Here is a 15,657-nt window from a genome sequence, read left to right as displayed (position 1 = left end):
CGGGAGCTGTACGTCAAATGGATACCCAGTTTTTCGAACACATTGAATCCGAGGTTCGTACCTATTCCCGATCCTTCCCGACGATTTTTGATCGGGCTCAGGGGGCAAAGCTCTGGACGACCGATGGCACTGAATACATCGATTTTCTCGCGGGTGCCGGCACGCTCAACTACGGCCATAACAACCCGAATCTGAAAGGCAAACTGCTGGAGTACATCGAACGGGATGGAATCGTTCATGGACTCGATTTCTGGACGGATGCCAAACAGGATTTCTATCGTACGCTCGAACAGCTGATTCTTGAGCCGCGCGGGCTGGACTACAAGATTCAGCTGCCGGGTCCGACGGGCACCAACGCTGTCGAGGCTGCCATTCGCCTGGCTCGCAAGGTGACCGGCCGGCACAATATCCTGTCGTTCACCAATGGTTTCCATGGCGTCACCATGGGAGCACTGGCGACAACCGGTAACGCCAAGTTCCGCAACAATCTTGGTGTTCCGGCTGTAGGCGCACAGTTCATGCCTTATGACGGCTATATGGGCGAGGGCGTTGATACGCTGGATTACATCGAGAAAGCCCTTGATGATGGTTCCAGCGGGCTGGATCATCCGGCAGCGGTCATTGTCGAAGTCGTTCAGGGTGAGGGCGGTATCAATACCGCTTCCGACGCCTGGCTCAAGCGTCTTTACGATATCTGCAAGCAGCGCGACATTCTGTTTATTGCCGACGATATCCAGGCGGGCTGTGGGCGAACCGGCAAGTTCTTCAGCTTTGAACATGCCGGTATCAAGCCGGACATGGTGACCAATTCGAAATCGCTGTCCGGCTATGGTCTGCCGTTCGCCATGCTGATGATGCGACGCGATCTGGATATCTGGCAGCCTGGTCAATATAACGGCACTTTCCGCGGCCATAATCTGGCGATGGTGACGGCGGCCGAAGCGCTACGCCAATACTGGAGCGACGACAAATTCGAGCGCGAAGTGCAGCGCAAGGGTGAAATCGTGCGTGAGCGCTTTGCGCAGATGGCTGAAATGCTCAATCAGGCTGGCCATAACGCCAGTGAGCGTGGCCGTGGCCTGATGCGAGGCCTTGACGTTGATAACGGTGATCTGGCCGATCGCATCACCCATGGCGCTTTCGAGCGCGGCCTGGTGATTGAAACCAGTGGTCAGGCAGGCGAAGTAGTCAAGTGCCTTTGCCCGCTAACGATTACTGATGAAGAGCTCAACGCAGGCCTCGACATGCTCGAAGCCAGTGTCCGGGAAGTTGTAGGCAGCTGATACTGCAGGCGATTCAAGCTGATGAAGTGCCGGTTTCAGCCGGCACTTTTTTTCCGATTATCGGGTTCCTGGCGAGCCCCTGATACCGACAGCAGCAAGTGAGGAAGCAATATGATCGTGCGTAATCTGGAAGAGTGCCGCAAGACGGACCGTTTTGTCGAAGCGGAGAACGGTAACTGGGATAGCACTCGATTGATGCTGGAAGATGACAAGTGTGGTTTTTCTTTCAATATCACACGCATTCGGCCCGGCACGGAAACGCACATTCACTATAAGCACCATATCGAAGCAGTTTTCTGCTATGAAGGTGAAGGTGAAGTGGAGACCATTGCCGATGGCAAGAAATACACCATTCGCGCTGGTGATATGTACCTGCTTGATCAGCATGATGAACATTGGCTGCGCGGCAAGGAGCAGGGCATGACGGTAGCCTGCGTTTTCAATCCGCCGTTGACCGGTCGGGAAGTGCACCAGGCAGATGGCTCCTACGCACCGCCCGAAGATTGATTCGAAGGGTTTTGAACCTTTCTCAGGCCGCTTTCATGCGGCCTGATGTCGTGATACATGATCAATTGCCCGGAACAATACCCGAATCATCAGTCAGGAATTCCGACATCTCTTCCTGGATGGTTTCGCGCAGCTCAATCAGGCGCATGGCATAAGCCTGCATGGCTTTTTCCCGTTCGGTACCCGGTTCCCAATGAGGAACTTCTACCTTGTTACCACTCTCATCCAGGGCTACGAACACCACGATACAGTGTGTCGTCAGACGGCTTTTGGCACCGCGCGGGTTGCGCGCCCGGACATCGACACCGATATGCATGCTGCTGCGACCCGTATACAGCAGCTGGGCATGTACATCCACCAGGTCGCCAATGGCGATAGGCGAAAGAAAGCGAATACCACTGACATAGATGGTGACGCAGTAATGACCACTCCATCCCGAGGCGCAGGTATAGCCGGCGTGGTCAATCCAGCGCATGACGGTACCGCCATGGACCTTGCCACCGAAATTGACTTCATTGGGCTCGGCGAGAAAGCGAAGCGTTATTTCATGTGATGCTTCATGGGTCTGTGACATGCGAAAGCTCCTGATGAGATGGCTCGTCAGGTATCAGAGTAAAACATGCTCTATGGACCGGACATCAGATGCCAGGGCTTGCTGGAGCAAATGCGTCAGGTAAGCTGCTGTTCTATTTCGCATAATATATATTATGTTAAATGCAGCGTTTGGCCAGTGTTGAACTCACTGGCGTGTCCACTCCCGTGTATTTTGACAGGCGCGCGATGACAAGCCCGGCACTATCACGCTGAGCCTGTTTTACATTTACCAGCAACCCCCAGGGATATGCCATCGCTGGCTTCCGACATCACCCAGTAGTGTTTGCGCGATCCCCATCAACTCCGCTCCGTCGCTGTGACCGAAAGCGCTTTTGTCTCAAATCAAGGTCGGCCCTGATTGCTTTACTGATAGTCGTGATGTCAAAACTGGTAGATAACAATAACAGAACCGGCACAGCAGCAAGCGCATCAAGACCATCATGCTGCATGCTGTAACGGAGCAGGTTCGGACCGGCCCGGGGAGCAAACCTGTCTTTTATTCAGGAGCCGAGTCCATTGCATGACAGCTTAACGAACGCGGGAGGTGTCATCATGATGCAGGAAAACCGACAGCAAAAACTACCGGATACCCTCTCGGTGCTGGTCAGGCTCTTGCTCCATGATCGGCATCGTGTAGCGCGCACATTCCTTTATGATGGCCAGCTGTTTCGCCTGGAAATCGAACGGATCACCGATCCGGGCGCGGCTCAACGCGCCATACGTGATTCCCTGCCGGATGACAGACAATGAAGTGCCTCGCCAGCTGACTCTCCGGTGCAGTGGTTGAGCTCACCTGCTCAATTTCGAGTCTGGCCCCGCTTCCAGCCGATCAGTCGCATCGAAGCCGAAGAGTCGGTGCTGTATGATAGAATTCATGCTCACCGTGCATGTGTCGGGTGGCCCTTCTGTGATGAGTGATTATGAGCGATACGGATACTCTGGTCCGAATAGCCGAACAGCGCTGCCAGGATAATGGCTCTCGTTTCACCCCGATTCGTCGACGTGTCTTTGAAATGATCAGCGACAGTCCGGGTGGGCTCAAGGCCTATGAACTGCTGGATCGGCTGTCGAACGAGCATGCTTCAGCCAGGCCTCCCACGGTTTACCGGGCGCTTGATTTTTTGAGCGAACAGGGACTGATTCATCGTATAGAGTCTCGCAACGCTTATATTGCCTGCCCCTGTCCGGAGCATGCGCGCGGCTTCCAACTGATGATCTGTCGCCATTGTGGGCGCGTGGAAGAACTGCATGAGCATGAGGTCGTCAATCTGCTTGAGCAGATTGCAGCTCGCCATGATTTCCGGATTGAGCGCCAGACCATTGAACTGTCAGGTCTTTGCCATGAGTGCCGGGAATAGCTCCTTATCATGTCAGACAGCTGTTTTTTCGGTTTTAAAAGTTATAATATAACATTCAGTTAGGAGGTTTGGCGTGCTGGATCTGCTGATTACCAACGCCCGCGTGGTCAATGAGGGTCAGGTACAGACCCTGGATGTAGGTATCCGGGATGGCCGTATTGAACGCCTGGCATCACACATCGATCAGCCGGCACGAGAAACGCTGGATGCCAATGGTCGGCATCTGTTGCCTGGTATGATGGACGATCAGGTGCATTTTCGTGAGCCGGGACTGACCCACAAGGCCGATATGGCCAGCGAGTCGGCTGCCGCAGTAGCAGGTGGTATTACCAGTTTCATGGAAATGCCCAATGTCAGGCCACCGACGCTGGATGCAGCTACTCTGGAAGCCAAATATGAGCTTGCCAGGGAGCGGGCCTGGGCCAACTACGCCTTCTACCACGGCGCCAGTAACGACAATCTGGAAGCCATCAAGGCACTGGACCCTTCAACGACCTGTGGCATCAAGATCTTCATGGGAGCTTCGACCGGTAACATGCTGGTAGATGCGCCGCAGACACTTGAATCGATTTTTGCCAACGCATCCATCCCGGTCGTAACGCACTGCGAGGATACGCCGATGGTTCAGGCACGTGAGCAGGCGTATCGGGAGCGTTACGGTGAAGATCTTCCCTTTCGACTGCATGGCGAAATCCGCTCGCGCGAAGCCTGCCTGAAGAGTTCAGGCATGGCCGTTGACCTGGCACGTCGGCACGGGACCCGACTGCATGTTCTGCATCTCACCACGGCCGAAGAGATGGCTCTTTTCGAACCTGGCCCGGTGGAGAACAAGCAGATCACGGCAGAAGCCTGTGTGCATCACCTCTGGTTCAGTGACGAAGACTATGATCACCTGGGTTCTTTCATCAAGTGCAATCCGGCAATCAAGACGCCTGCCGATCGTGATGCCATCCGTGCTGCGGTCAATGAAGGCCGCATCGATATCGTTGCGACCGACCATGCCCCGCATACCCTGAGTGAGAAAAACAATTCCTATTTTGCTGCGCCTTCCGGCATGCCACTGGTTCAGCACGCCCTGCTGTCCCTGCTCGAGCAGGTTCATCAGGGGAATTTTACGCTGGAGACCGTCGTCGAGAAGACCAGTCATAATGTTGCGCGTCGATTCGAAGTGGCCGATCGCGGTTTCATCCGTGAAGGATGTTTTGCCGATCTGGTACTGGTTGATATGACACGCGACACCCATGTTGAAAGAGAGAGCCTGCTCTACAAGTGTGGCTGGAGTCCCTTTGAGGGGACGACTTTCCGGGCGCGAATCGAGGCGACGTTTGTCAACGGTCAGCGTGTATGGGATGGCCAGCAGCTGGTCGGCGTACCGGCTGGTCAGCGTCTCACTTATCGGCGTTCCTGAACCGTTGACGGAGAGCAGTAGCATGGAGTCCGCCATTGATCTGGAGCATGTCAGCCTCGCCCTGGAGGGGCAGTCGATTCTCGAGGATGTCTCGTTAAGTGTTCCTCACAAGCAGTTTCTGGGGCTGATCGGCCCCAACGGTGGTGGCAAAAGCACCCTGCTGAGACTGATGCTGGGATTGCTGCGTCCTGATACCGGTCAGGTGCGTCTGCTGGGGCGCTCACCGCGGCAGGCAGCGCACTCGGTGGGTTACGTGCCTCAATTCACTCGCTTTACCCGCTCCTTCCCGATTTCGGTGGAAGATGTAGTGCTGATGGGACAACTGGGCCATGGACGCTGGTGGGGGCCGTGGCGACGGCGCGATCGGCGGGCCGTGGATGGCGTTCTGGCTACCCTCGAGATCGAATCGCTTCGTCATCGGCGCATCGAGGGACTCTCCGGTGGTCAGATGCAGCGTGTGCTGATCGCCCGGGCCCTCGCCTGTCAGCCTTCCATCCTGCTTCTCGATGAGCCCACGGCAAGCGTTGATACCGATGGGGAGCGCGCGCTTTTCGATCTGTTTGCTCGCCTTCGCCAGGACATGACCATTGTGCTGATTTCACACGATCTCGGCTTCGTCAGCGATCATGTCGATCGTGTGGTTTGCCTCAACCGCACCCTGGTCGATCATACGGCCGAGCCCATTACGGCTGACACCATTGCCCAGCTTTACGGTCAGCAGGTGCGCATGGTGCACCATCATCATTGAGTTCATATCATGGATTTTTTTGCCGCCCTGCTTGAGCAGCCCTTTCTGCAGCAGGCCTTGCTGGTAGGAATTCTGGCTGGCGTTGCCGGCGGGCTGATCGGCCCTTATGTCGTGGTCAAGCGCATTGGCTACATGGCCGGTGGTATTGCCCATACAGTACTAGCCGGTCTGGGAATCGCGTCCTTTCTGGGGGGTGCCCCGCTGGTTGGTGCCTTTGTCTGCGCCATCATCGCTGCATTACTGATTGGCTGCATCAGTCTCAGTGGTATTGATCAGGAAGATACATTAATCAGCGCTTTCTGGGCGATCGGCATGGCCGTCGGGCTTTTATTCATCAGCCAGACCCCAGGCTATCGCAGCGATCTGATGAGCCTTCTATTCGGCAACCTGATGCTGTCGACCCACGCTATGGTAGTTGGGCTGGGCTGTATTGTGGCCGGACTGGCGGTCATTCTCTGGCTGATACATCGACCAATGGTGGCCGTGATCTTCGATGAGGAGTTCACCCGGTTACGCGGTATACCGACCCGAGCGCTCTATCTGCTGCTGCTATGTCTGGTCGCCATCACCGTGGTGTTACTGTTGCAAGCGGTAGGGCTGATCATGGTGATCGCCTTGCTGACGCTGCCCGCGGCACTGGCGGGACACCATGTGCGTTCGCTGGCCGGAATGATGCTGGTGGCTTCACTGGTGAGCATGGCTTTCATCAGCGCTGGCCTGGGGGTGGCGTGGCAGGTCGATCTGCCTGCGGGGGCTACTATCGTACTGCTGACCGGCATCGGTTATATCGTCTCGTTGGCCGGCCATCGCCTGCATCGAATGATCAGACGTCGTCAGGCAATTTCCAAATCCGAGCGGAGCCAATCATGAGTCATGGAGCTGAATTATTCCGAGAGCTGGAAACTGCCTCACCGGGTACAACGGTACAACTGCCCCATCTGCTGGAAAACATGAAATGGAATGATCTGGGGCTGGTACCGGCTATTGCTCAGCAGCATGACAGTGGCGAGGTGCTGATGATGGCCTGGATGAATGAGGCGACTCTGCATGAAACGCTATCGACCGGGCGTGTCTGCTACTGGTCGCGCTCGCGCAATCGTCCCTGGCGCAAGGGAGAATCCTCGGGCCAGCAGCAGCGATTGATCGAAATGCGGCTCGACTGTGATGGCGATACCCTGCTGCTGCTGGTGGATCAGCAGGGTGCGGCCTGCCATACCGGGCGACGCAGCTGCTTCTATACGCGGCTTACCCATGAGAAGGGTGAAGTCGTTGACGCGCCGCTGGTGGATCCCGAGATCCTTTATGGCAACTCGAAGTAGCCTGCTTCGCAGGTGCGCCGGGCTGATACGGCGAGGAGTTATCCTGCTGCTGGTAGGCGTTGTTCGACTCTATCAGTATGGTATCAGCCCGTTAATGGGGCCCCGCTGCCGCTTCTGGCCATCCTGCTCGCAATACACCGTTGAAGCTCTTCAGGCTCATGGCGTATGCCGTGGCAGTTGGCTGGCATTGCGCCGAATCAGCCGCTGTCACCCCTGGCATGAAGGCGGCGTTGATCCGGTCCCCCCACCTCGCGACCGGCGCGATTGAATGTCGTTGCCCACTTGCTCAGACGTGGCGCTGGGCAGTGGTATAGATACGTTCCAGCATGGCATGCAGACCGTTGCTGCGTGTTGGCGAGAGATGCTTATCCAGCCCCAGTTCGCCCAAAAAGTCCGTGGAAGTCTCCAGAATTTCGCCAGGAGTGCGATCATTATAAATACGCATCAGTACGGCGATCAGGCCAGAGACGATGGCAGCATCGGAAGCAGCCTGAAAATGGAGTTGCTCTCCCTGACGCTCATGATGCATCCAGACTCTGGACTGGCAGCCTTCGATCCGGGTCTGATCGTTTTTCCACTCCTCCGGGAATTCCGGAAGTTGACGACCCATGTCGATGATGTACTGGTAGCGGTCCATCCAGTTGTCGAACATGTTGAACTCGTCGATGAGTTCGGCTTGCTCCTGTTGCGGGGTCATTCCGCCTCCTGAAATGGTGAACGGCTCATTATAACGCGTCATTACCCTCATCGTCGGTGATGGATGGCAGAGTGTGGCGCTGCATCTGAGCGTGCCATTCACGATCTTCCTCATGCAGGTAACGTGCTGTGGTTTCCAGTCGGGCATGCCGCGCCGTACTGGCGAGGTAGCGTAGCTCTACCCCCTGTTGTGCCTGATGGGTGATGGCCGTGTGACGCAGCCAGTGAGGTGTTGCCTGACGCAGCTGGACGACCATCCGTGAACGTTCTGTCTCGGAAAATGACGTTGCATGATCGCCTGCCAGTGCTTCCGCCGCCCGGGAAAAGGTAGCTCGAATCAGCCGATAGAGCTGGTTATCCGTAATGCCTCGCTGGCCATCAAGTGCTCTGATCAGGGGCGTCGCTTCTTCCGGCTGTGGCAACTCCGACAGCTTCAGTACTTTTCGCCATTCGATCAGTGCGTCCATTAACGCCGGCGTAACAGGGATGCGACTGGTACGCCCGCCCTTGCCCGTGACCTGCCACCACCACTGTCCTTCCCTTTGCATGAAGTCGTTCATGCGTGCAGCGGCCATCTCGCTGATCCGTGGTCCCAACAGGTAAGCGAAGGCGAAGATGAAACGCAGACGTGCCCTCTCATAGTGCTGGCGCCTGCTCTGTTCGACTTCCGGTGTGTCCAGATACCCCCAGAACCATTGCCACAGGGGCCGCTCCAGATAGCGCTCAACCCGCTCATGACGATTATCCATGCGCTGGCGCTTGTTGCGCATCAGCCTGAAAGGATTGTGGGTCAGCCACCCGGCTTCAACCAGCCAGCTCATCATGCCCTGCAGGATAACCAGTGACTGTCGACGGCTGGCTGCGGATAACGGTTGTCGAAATGGACGCCACTCCGGGCTGTGACGCGGTCGGGGTGGGCCTATCCAGTGTTGCCTGGGCTGAGGATCGGCGAGAAAGGCTTCGAAGGCATCAAGCTCATCCCGGCGCAGTTCATTCAGATGCTGCCCTCTTTTCTCGAGCCACAGTAGCAACCGCTCGCTCTCCTTGCGGTAATGGCGAAAGGTCCGTGGGCTTTGCCGGTATTCCGCAAGCCACTGTGCCACGGCTTCAGCATCACTGCCGGCAATAATATGCGCCTGCTCAAGCGCAGAGGGCGGGCCTGTAATCTGGCGTTCTACTGCCTGCCCAGGTGCTGCTAATGCAGTGTCGGTATCGTTATCCCTGCTGTGTCCCTCCATCTCACCTCTTTCTAACCGATTGGCGTGTGGTAATTTCAGCATGCGTTACGTATATATTCAAGATAAGACTCGTAATCATGAATTTATCGATCCAATCATATGTATAATTACGTTTACGTAAAATGTAATATTGGCAGAACACGAAAACCCCACTATCCTGCTTGAGCCCCTGATGAAGACCGAGGGGCTCACTCAGACCGCGGAAAGTGGCCAACAGGGAACGGCGGAGGCGTCATGGCGCGTAATGGCGTGCAATACCAGGATGTCCAGCGGGCAATCGAAACGCTGATTCAGCGTGGTGATACGCCCAGTGTTCAACGTATACGTGAGGTATTGGGAACCGGCAGCTTCACTACTATCAGTGATCACCTGCGTGAGTGGCGTACCCGACGTGAAGAAAATCGTGATACGCCTCTCCCCCAGGCTATCCCGGAAAGGCTCCAGGAAGCGCTTTATGGCCTTTGGCAACAGGCACAGGAGGAGGCGCACGAAGCACTCTCTTTCTACCGTCGCCAGGCAGATGAGGATATCCAGCAGTGCCGTGAGGAAACCCGTATCGCCCAGCGTCTTGCCGAAGACGCCGAGCAGCGGTTGCAGGCACTGGGAGAACGCTTTGACGCTAACGAAGCACGGCTGGAAGAAAAGACCACAGCGCTTGCCCGGCAGGAAAGCGAACTGGCACAGCTGCGTTCGCAGTGTGAAGACCGCGAGCAGCGCCTGGCCATGCGTGATGCCCAGATTGAAGCGCTCAGTGAGGAGCGGGAGCGTCAGGAGCGCGAGCATCAGCAGACCATCGAGCAGGCAGAGCAGAATCACCGCAAGCGCCTTGCTCAGGAAGAAAGTCGGCATGAGACAGCAGAGAATCGACTGATGCAGCTGCTGGATAGCGCTCGACACGAAAAGCAGGAGGCTGAAAAGCAATCCCGCCGACGTCAGGAGCAGCTCGAAGAGCGCATCGAGAAGATGACAGCCCAGGTCGAAGAGCAGCGCCGTGCACTGCAGGAAGAAGAGCGCAAGACTCGCGAGCTTTCCAGCCAGATCAAACAGTCCGAAAAGGCGTTACAGGAAAGCCATGCGCGCGAAGAGCGACTCAGTGGTGAAATCACCGAAAACGAGCAGGAGATGACGCGACTGCGCACGGAAATCAGGGTGTTACAGGAGCGCCTGTCGCGAGCGCCCATGCCGCCCTTCGTTTACTGACGATATCGTGTAATTGAAAAACAGGAGGGCCGGCTCATGGCGAGCCGGCCCTCCTGTCAAACACATCCATCGCTTGTCAGCGAGTGTACGAAACGATTGCTTAGTAGTAAGCGTTGGTCGTATCAGAGTGATCGGTCACATCGCGAATGGCGGTCAGTTCGGGAATACGCTCGATCAGAGTGCGTTCAACGCCCTGCTTAAGGGTGACGTCTACAGCGGCGCAACCCTGGCACCCGCCTCCAAACTGGAGAACAGCCACATTATCATCGGTCAGCTGAATCAGGCGGATTTCACCGCCATGTGCGGCCAGACCGGGGTTGATCTCGCTGAACAGAATATAATTGACCCGATCTTCCAGTGGGCTGTCTTCGCTGACCTGCGGCATCTTGGCGTTGGGCGCCTTGATGGTCAGCTGCCCGCCCATACGATCCGCGTTGAAATCGACTACGGCGTCTTCGAGAAAGGGGGCACTATTCTGTTCGATGTACACGTTGAAACGCGACAGTTCAACAACTTCATCCGTAGCTTCTTCCTCACCCGGGCGGCAATAGGCCAGGCAGGTTTCAGCATAGGGGGTACCGGGTTGGGTGATGAACACCCTGACACCGATGCCTTCGACATCCTGTTTTGCTAGCAGCTCGGCGAGATACTCCTGAGCGCTATCGGTAATTTCAATGATCTGACTCATCGCCGGCCTCGTGAGAACGGAACTTTCCTCAATGGTAAGTCAATCGCGTTACCGGTACAAATCCCAGGTAATTCACTCGGGATATGAAAAAAGCGCAATGACGTCCGGTCCATCCATTCAAGGACATCTGCTAAAGTCTACGCTCGGTTGCGGATACCCCCTGCGGTAACCGCCATGATCGTTTTGGAACCGTAGGAGTTACTGCTGCCAATGAGTGTTGTCCCGGAATCGCTTTCGCAGTCCCTGTCCCAGCGCATCCTGATTCTGGATGGCGGCATGGGTACCATGATTCAGAACCAGCGCTTTTCGGAAGCAGACTTCCGGGGTGAGCGTTTCATCGATTGGCAAATCGATCTTCAGGGTAACAATGATCTGCTGGTGTTGACTCAGCCTGAGGCAATCAAGCAGCTGCATCGGGAGTACCTTGAAGCAGGTGCTGATATTGTCGAAACCAACACGTTCAATAGCACCCGGCTCTCACAATCCGATTATGGTATGGAATCACTGGTACCGGAGCTCAATCGGGAAGCTGCTCGACTGGCTCGTGAAATCTGTGACGAAATAGCTACCAGTACCGGTATCCCCCGCTATGTGGCAGGTGTTCTGGGCCCGACCAGTCGAACGGCTTCTCTATCCCCGGATGTCAATGATCCCGCCAAACGCAACATCACCTTCGATGAGCTGGTCGATAATTATCTGGAGGCGGCCGAGGCTCTGATCGAAGGTGGCAGTGACCTGCTCCTGATTGAAACGATCTTCGACACGCTGAACGCCAAGGCTGCCATCTACGCCCTGGATGTGCTTTTCGAGCGGATGGGCCGTCAGGTGCCTCTGATGATTTCGGGGACCATTACCGATGCTTCGGGGCGTACGCTTTCAGGGCAGACGACCGAAGCCTTCTGGAATTCGGTGCGCCACGCCCGTCCCCTTTCGGTGGGACTCAACTGTGCACTGGGCGCCGAGGATCTGCGCCCTTATCTGGCTGAGCTGGGGCGTTGCGCCGCGACCTTCGTCAGTGCGCACCCCAATGCGGGATTGCCCAATGAGTTCGGCGAGTATGACCAGTCACCGAATGAAATGGCGACGATCGTACGAGAGTTCGGTGAAAAGGGGCTGGTCAACATCATCGGTGGCTGTTGCGGTACGACACCTGAACATATCGCTGCCATCAGTGGTGCCATGTCAGGGCTCAAACCGCGCGAGATTCCCGAAATCGAACCGGCCTGTCGGCTCTCCGGTCTCGAGCCCTTCAACATCAAGAGCGATTCTCTATTCGTTAATGTCGGTGAACGGACCAACGTTACCGGTTCGGCGCGCTTCAAGCGGCTGATCAAGGAAGAGGACTACACGACTGCGCTGGAAGTCGCACTGGAACAGGTAGAGAACGGCGCCCAGGTCATCGATATCAATATGGATGAAGGGATGCTCGATTCGCGTAATGCGATGGTGCATTTTCTCAATCTGGTAGCGGGCGAACCCGATATCTCGCGAGTCCCCATCATGGTCGACTCTTCCAAATGGGAGATCGTCGAGGCCGGGCTTAAATGCATTCAGGGCAAGGCCATCGTCAATTCGATCTCACTCAAGGAAGGTGAAGAGCAGTTTCGTCACCAGGCCAACGAATGTCGGCGTCATGGTGCGGCCATTGTGGTGATGGCTTTTGATGAAGCAGGACAGGCGGACACCTTTCAGCGAAAAACCGAGATCAGCGAGCGTGCCTACCGTCTGCTGGTGGATGACATCGGCTACCCGGCCGAAGATATCATCTTTGATCCCAATATCTTTGCCATAGCCACCGGGATCGAGGAGCATAATAATTACGCGGTTGATTTCATCGAGGCAACCCGCTGGATTACCACTCACCTGCCCCACGCCATGGTTTCCGGCGGCGTCTCCAACGTTTCCTTCTCATTTCGAGGAAACAATCCGGTCCGCGAGGCGATTCACGCCGTCTTTCTCTATCATGCCATTCATGCAGGCCTGACCATGGGCATCGTCAATGCCGGTCAGCTGGCAGTTTACGACGATCTCCCGAAAGAACTGCGCGAGGCGGTCGAGGACGTGGTGCTCAATCGCCGCGAGGATGCCACCGAGCGCTTGCTCGAGATCGCTGAACAGTATCGTGGCGATGGCAGCAGTGGATCGAAAAAGGAAGATCTCGAGTGGCGTAGCTGGGTAGTCGAAAAGCGTATCGAACATGCGCTGGTCAAGGGCATTACCCAATACATTACCGAGGATGCCGAAGAAGCCAGGCAGCGAGCCGAGCGGCCCATCGAGGTGATCGAGGGGCCCTTGATGGATGGTATGAATGTTGTCGGCGATCTGTTCGGCGACGGCAAAATGTTTCTTCCTCAGGTGGTCAAGTCTGCCCGTGTCATGAAGCAGGCCGTGGCTCATCTGATTCCTTACATCGAAGCAGAAAAGAGCGATGATACCCAGAGCAAGGGTCGAATCGTGTTGGCCACGGTCAAGGGCGATGTGCATGACATCGGCAAGAACATCGTGGGTGTGGTGCTGCAGTGCAACAACTACGAAGTGATCGATCTTGGTGTGATGGTGCCCACCGAGAAGATTCTCGCCACTGCCCGTGAGCAGCATGCCGATATTATCGGTCTCTCGGGGCTGATTACCCCCTCGCTGGATGAAATGGTCGGTGTCGCTCAGGAAATGGAGCGCCAGGGATTTGATGTGCCGCTATTGATTGGAGGAGCAACGACCTCCAAGGCGCACACTGCGGTGAAAATCGAACCGAATTATACGCATCCGGTGGTTTACGTAACGGATGCTTCGCGCGCCGTTGGAGTAGCCAGTCGTTTGCTGTCGACGGGCCTGCGGGAAGCCTATGTGGCAGAGATTCGTGCCGACTACGAGAAGGTGCGCGAACGGCACAGCAAGCGTCGCCCCAAGGCGGCCGACATGAGTTATCTCGAGGCCTGTGAAAAGGCCTTCGATGGCGACTGGCACAACTATGTGCCCCCGCGCCCCACCTTTACCGGTTTGAAGGTATTTGAAAACTACAGTCTTGAAGAGCTGGTTGAACGCATAGACTGGACGCCATTCTTCATGACATGGCAGCTCTCCGGTAAATTTCCGAAGATTCTGGAAGATGACATAGTCGGAGAAGCGGCACGCAATCTTTACCAGGATGCACAACGCATGCTCAAGCGGCTGGTAGATGAAAAGCGCATCACTGCTCGTGGGGTTATCGGTTTCTGGCCAGCCAATACCGTCGATCAGGATACAATCGAAGTTTATGCTGATGACAAGCGTTGCGACGTAATCCATCGGCTGCATCACGTGCGCCAACAAAGCAGCAAGGGACGTGAAGGTATCTGCTATAGCCTGGCGGATTTTGTGGCCCCACTGGAGAGCCATCGCGAGGACTGGATCGGTGCCTTTGCCGTGACAACCGGTCATGGTGCTGATGAACTGGCCCGTGCATACGAAGAGGCTGGCGACGATTATAATGCCATCATGGTGAAAGCACTGGCGGACCGCTTGGCGGAAGCCTTTGCCGAGCGCCTTCATGAGCGGGTGCGCAAGGAATTCTGGGGCTACGATCCGGAAGAAACACTCGACAATGATGAACTGATCGGCGAAAAGTACCGGGGAATCCGGCCGGCTCCCGGTTATCCAGCCTGCCCCGATCATACCGAGAAGACCACCCTGTTCGAAATGCTGGATGCCGAACACAATGCCGGGCTGACGCTGACCGAGAACTTCGCCATGTGGCCGGCGGCGGCAGTATCGGGCTGGTATTTCTCTCATCCGGGCGCGAAGTATTTTGCCACTGGCCGGATTTCGCGCGATCAGGTCGAGGCGCTGGCTGCTCGCAAGGGTATGCCCCTTGCCACGCTGGAGCGCTGGTTGTCGTCCAATCTTTCCTACGACCCTGAGCCTCAAACTGCCTGAAACTCAGCGCCCTCCCATATAACGAACATGCCCCCGTTGGCCTGATGGCCACCGGGGGCGTGCTGGCTCATGAGGCAACAAGGTCTTTATCCATTGCCTCGTTTCTGATGTCGTTCACGGTTGCGTTGTCTGGCCCGTTCCGATTTGCGCAACATGACGTAAGTGGCACCAATGCTGCCATGATGAGGCTGAGCACTGGTATAAGCCTGCACTTCCTCGAACTGGGTAAGCCACCGCGCTACATGAGAACGCACGATATTGGAGTGGCTGTCATCACTGCGGCCTCGACCATGCACCACCATCACACTGCGCAGCCCCTGGCGATGCGCCTCCCGGATGAATCTGAAAAGTTCGCTACGGCACTCTCGCACCGGACGACGCTGTAGATGCAGCCGAGATTCGATGGCGTATTCACCATGACGAAGCCGTTCGATCACTCCGGTCTGAATTCCATCGCGACGAAACTCGATCGGGTCCTGGGGCGGTAGCAGTTCTATAAAATCATCGGATAGAAAATTACTTTCCTCTTCTCCATCCTGGGCACGATGCCGGCGAGCCAATTGTGCTTCGGTCGGCTCTCCAGGTAGAGATTTGGCATCAGCCTTGTCGTGTCCCTTGCTCAGCGGAATGACATCCGCCATGGCTTTGGAAAACAACTGCTCGTCGTCGCGTTCGGCAGTCATTGCAGCGCCTCCTCAACGAACCC

16 protein-coding genes are annotated in these 15,657 nt (G+C 56.1%); 11 read left to right on the top strand and 5 right to left on the bottom strand.

What is annotated here, in order from left to right:
• Positions 1-17: 17 nt before the first annotated feature.
• Positions 18-1,283, top strand: coding sequence for a diaminobutyrate--2-oxoglutarate transaminase (gene ectB, locus FY550_RS08180; protein ID WP_070977466.1), 1,266 nt, complete (start codon positions 18-20; stop codon positions 1,281-1,283).
• A gap of 111 nt (positions 1,284-1,394) precedes the next feature.
• Positions 1,395-1,790: an ectoine synthase gene (locus FY550_RS08175; RefSeq protein WP_070977465.1), complete on the top strand. Its 396-nt coding sequence runs from the start codon at positions 1,395-1,397 to the stop codon at positions 1,788-1,790.
• 61 nt (positions 1,791-1,851) lie between these two features.
• On the opposite strand, the gene FY550_RS08170 is transcribed toward FY550_RS08175, so the two are convergent.
• Positions 1,852-2,364, bottom strand: coding sequence for an acyl-CoA thioesterase (locus FY550_RS08170; RefSeq protein WP_070977464.1), 513 nt, complete (start codon positions 2,362-2,364; stop codon positions 1,852-1,854).
• A gap of 572 nt (positions 2,365-2,936) precedes the next feature.
• Here FY550_RS08170 and FY550_RS08165 point away from each other — a divergent pair.
• From FY550_RS08165 to yidD, 7 genes are all read left to right on the top strand, one after another.
• Entirely contained in the window at positions 2,937-3,134 is a 198-nt protein-coding gene (locus FY550_RS08165; RefSeq protein ID WP_070977463.1) for a hypothetical protein, read from the top strand.
• Positions 3,135-3,304: 170 nt separating this feature from the next.
• On the top strand, positions 3,305-3,742 hold the full coding sequence (locus FY550_RS08160; protein ID WP_070977462.1) for a Fur family transcriptional regulator: 438 nt from the start codon (positions 3,305-3,307) through the stop codon (positions 3,740-3,742).
• 73 nt (positions 3,743-3,815) lie between these two features.
• Positions 3,816-5,150: a dihydroorotase gene (locus FY550_RS08155; protein WP_070977461.1), complete on the top strand. Its 1,335-nt coding sequence runs from the start codon at positions 3,816-3,818 to the stop codon at positions 5,148-5,150.
• A gap of 22 nt (positions 5,151-5,172) precedes the next feature.
• Positions 5,173-5,898 carry a metal ABC transporter ATP-binding protein gene (locus FY550_RS08150; RefSeq protein ID WP_070977460.1) on the top strand — a complete coding sequence of 242 codons (726 nt, stop codon included), beginning with the start codon at positions 5,173-5,175 and terminating at the stop codon, positions 5,896-5,898.
• Between the two features lie 9 nt (positions 5,899-5,907).
• Entirely contained in the window at positions 5,908-6,768 is an 861-nt protein-coding gene (locus tag FY550_RS08145; protein WP_070977459.1) for a metal ABC transporter permease, read from the top strand.
• On the top strand, positions 6,765-7,217 hold the full coding sequence (gene hisI / locus FY550_RS08140; protein WP_070977458.1) for a phosphoribosyl-AMP cyclohydrolase: 453 nt from the start codon (positions 6,765-6,767) through the stop codon (positions 7,215-7,217). The genes FY550_RS08145 and hisI overlap by 4 nt, the downstream gene beginning before the upstream one ends.
• On the top strand, positions 7,150-7,485 hold the full coding sequence (yidD, locus tag FY550_RS08135) for a membrane protein insertion efficiency factor YidD (RefSeq protein ID WP_325062984.1): 336 nt from the start codon (positions 7,150-7,152) through the stop codon (positions 7,483-7,485). The genes hisI and yidD overlap by 68 nt, the downstream gene beginning before the upstream one ends.
• 18 nt (positions 7,486-7,503) lie before the next feature.
• Here yidD and FY550_RS08130 read toward each other — a convergent pair whose 3' ends face one another.
• Positions 7,504-7,914 (bottom strand): SufE family protein, encoded by a 411-nt coding sequence (locus FY550_RS08130; RefSeq protein WP_070977457.1) that lies wholly within the window; start codon positions 7,912-7,914, stop codon positions 7,504-7,506.
• A 28-nt stretch (positions 7,915-7,942) separates the two neighbouring features.
• The gene (locus FY550_RS08125) at positions 7,943-9,151 is read right to left on the bottom strand and encodes a tyrosine-type recombinase/integrase (protein ID WP_084388002.1); all 1,209 of its coding nucleotides are present in this window, start codon (positions 9,149-9,151) and stop codon (positions 7,943-7,945) included.
• Positions 9,152-9,385: 234 nt separating this feature from the next.
• On the opposite strand from FY550_RS08125, the gene FY550_RS08120 reads away from it, so the two are divergent.
• Positions 9,386-10,351: a DNA-binding protein gene (locus FY550_RS08120; RefSeq protein ID WP_070977456.1), complete on the top strand. Its 966-nt coding sequence runs from the start codon at positions 9,386-9,388 to the stop codon at positions 10,349-10,351.
• 100 nt (positions 10,352-10,451) lie between these two features.
• Here FY550_RS08120 and nfuA read toward each other — a convergent pair whose 3' ends face one another.
• Entirely contained in the window at positions 10,452-11,039 is a 588-nt protein-coding gene (gene nfuA, locus FY550_RS08115) for a Fe-S biogenesis protein NfuA (RefSeq protein WP_070977455.1), read from the bottom strand.
• 210 nt (positions 11,040-11,249) lie between these two features.
• Between nfuA and metH the strand changes: the two genes are divergently transcribed.
• Positions 11,250-14,951: a methionine synthase gene (gene metH, locus FY550_RS08110; RefSeq protein ID WP_149054468.1), complete on the top strand. Its 3,702-nt coding sequence runs from the start codon at positions 11,250-11,252 to the stop codon at positions 14,949-14,951.
• An 86-nt stretch (positions 14,952-15,037) separates the two neighbouring features.
• Here metH and smrA read toward each other — a convergent pair whose 3' ends face one another.
• A complete protein-coding gene (smrA, locus tag FY550_RS08105; RefSeq protein WP_070977454.1) occupies positions 15,038-15,634 on the bottom strand; it encodes a DNA endonuclease SmrA in 597 nt (198 codons plus the stop codon).
• Positions 15,635-15,657 lie beyond the last annotated feature (23 nt).

This window comes from Kushneria phosphatilytica (assembly GCF_008247605.1).
GTDB classification, from domain to species: domain Bacteria; phylum Pseudomonadota; class Gammaproteobacteria; order Pseudomonadales; family Halomonadaceae; genus Kushneria; species Kushneria phosphatilytica.
Note: the sequence above shows the minus strand (reverse complement) of the source record. Positions and strands in the feature narration are given on the sequence as shown.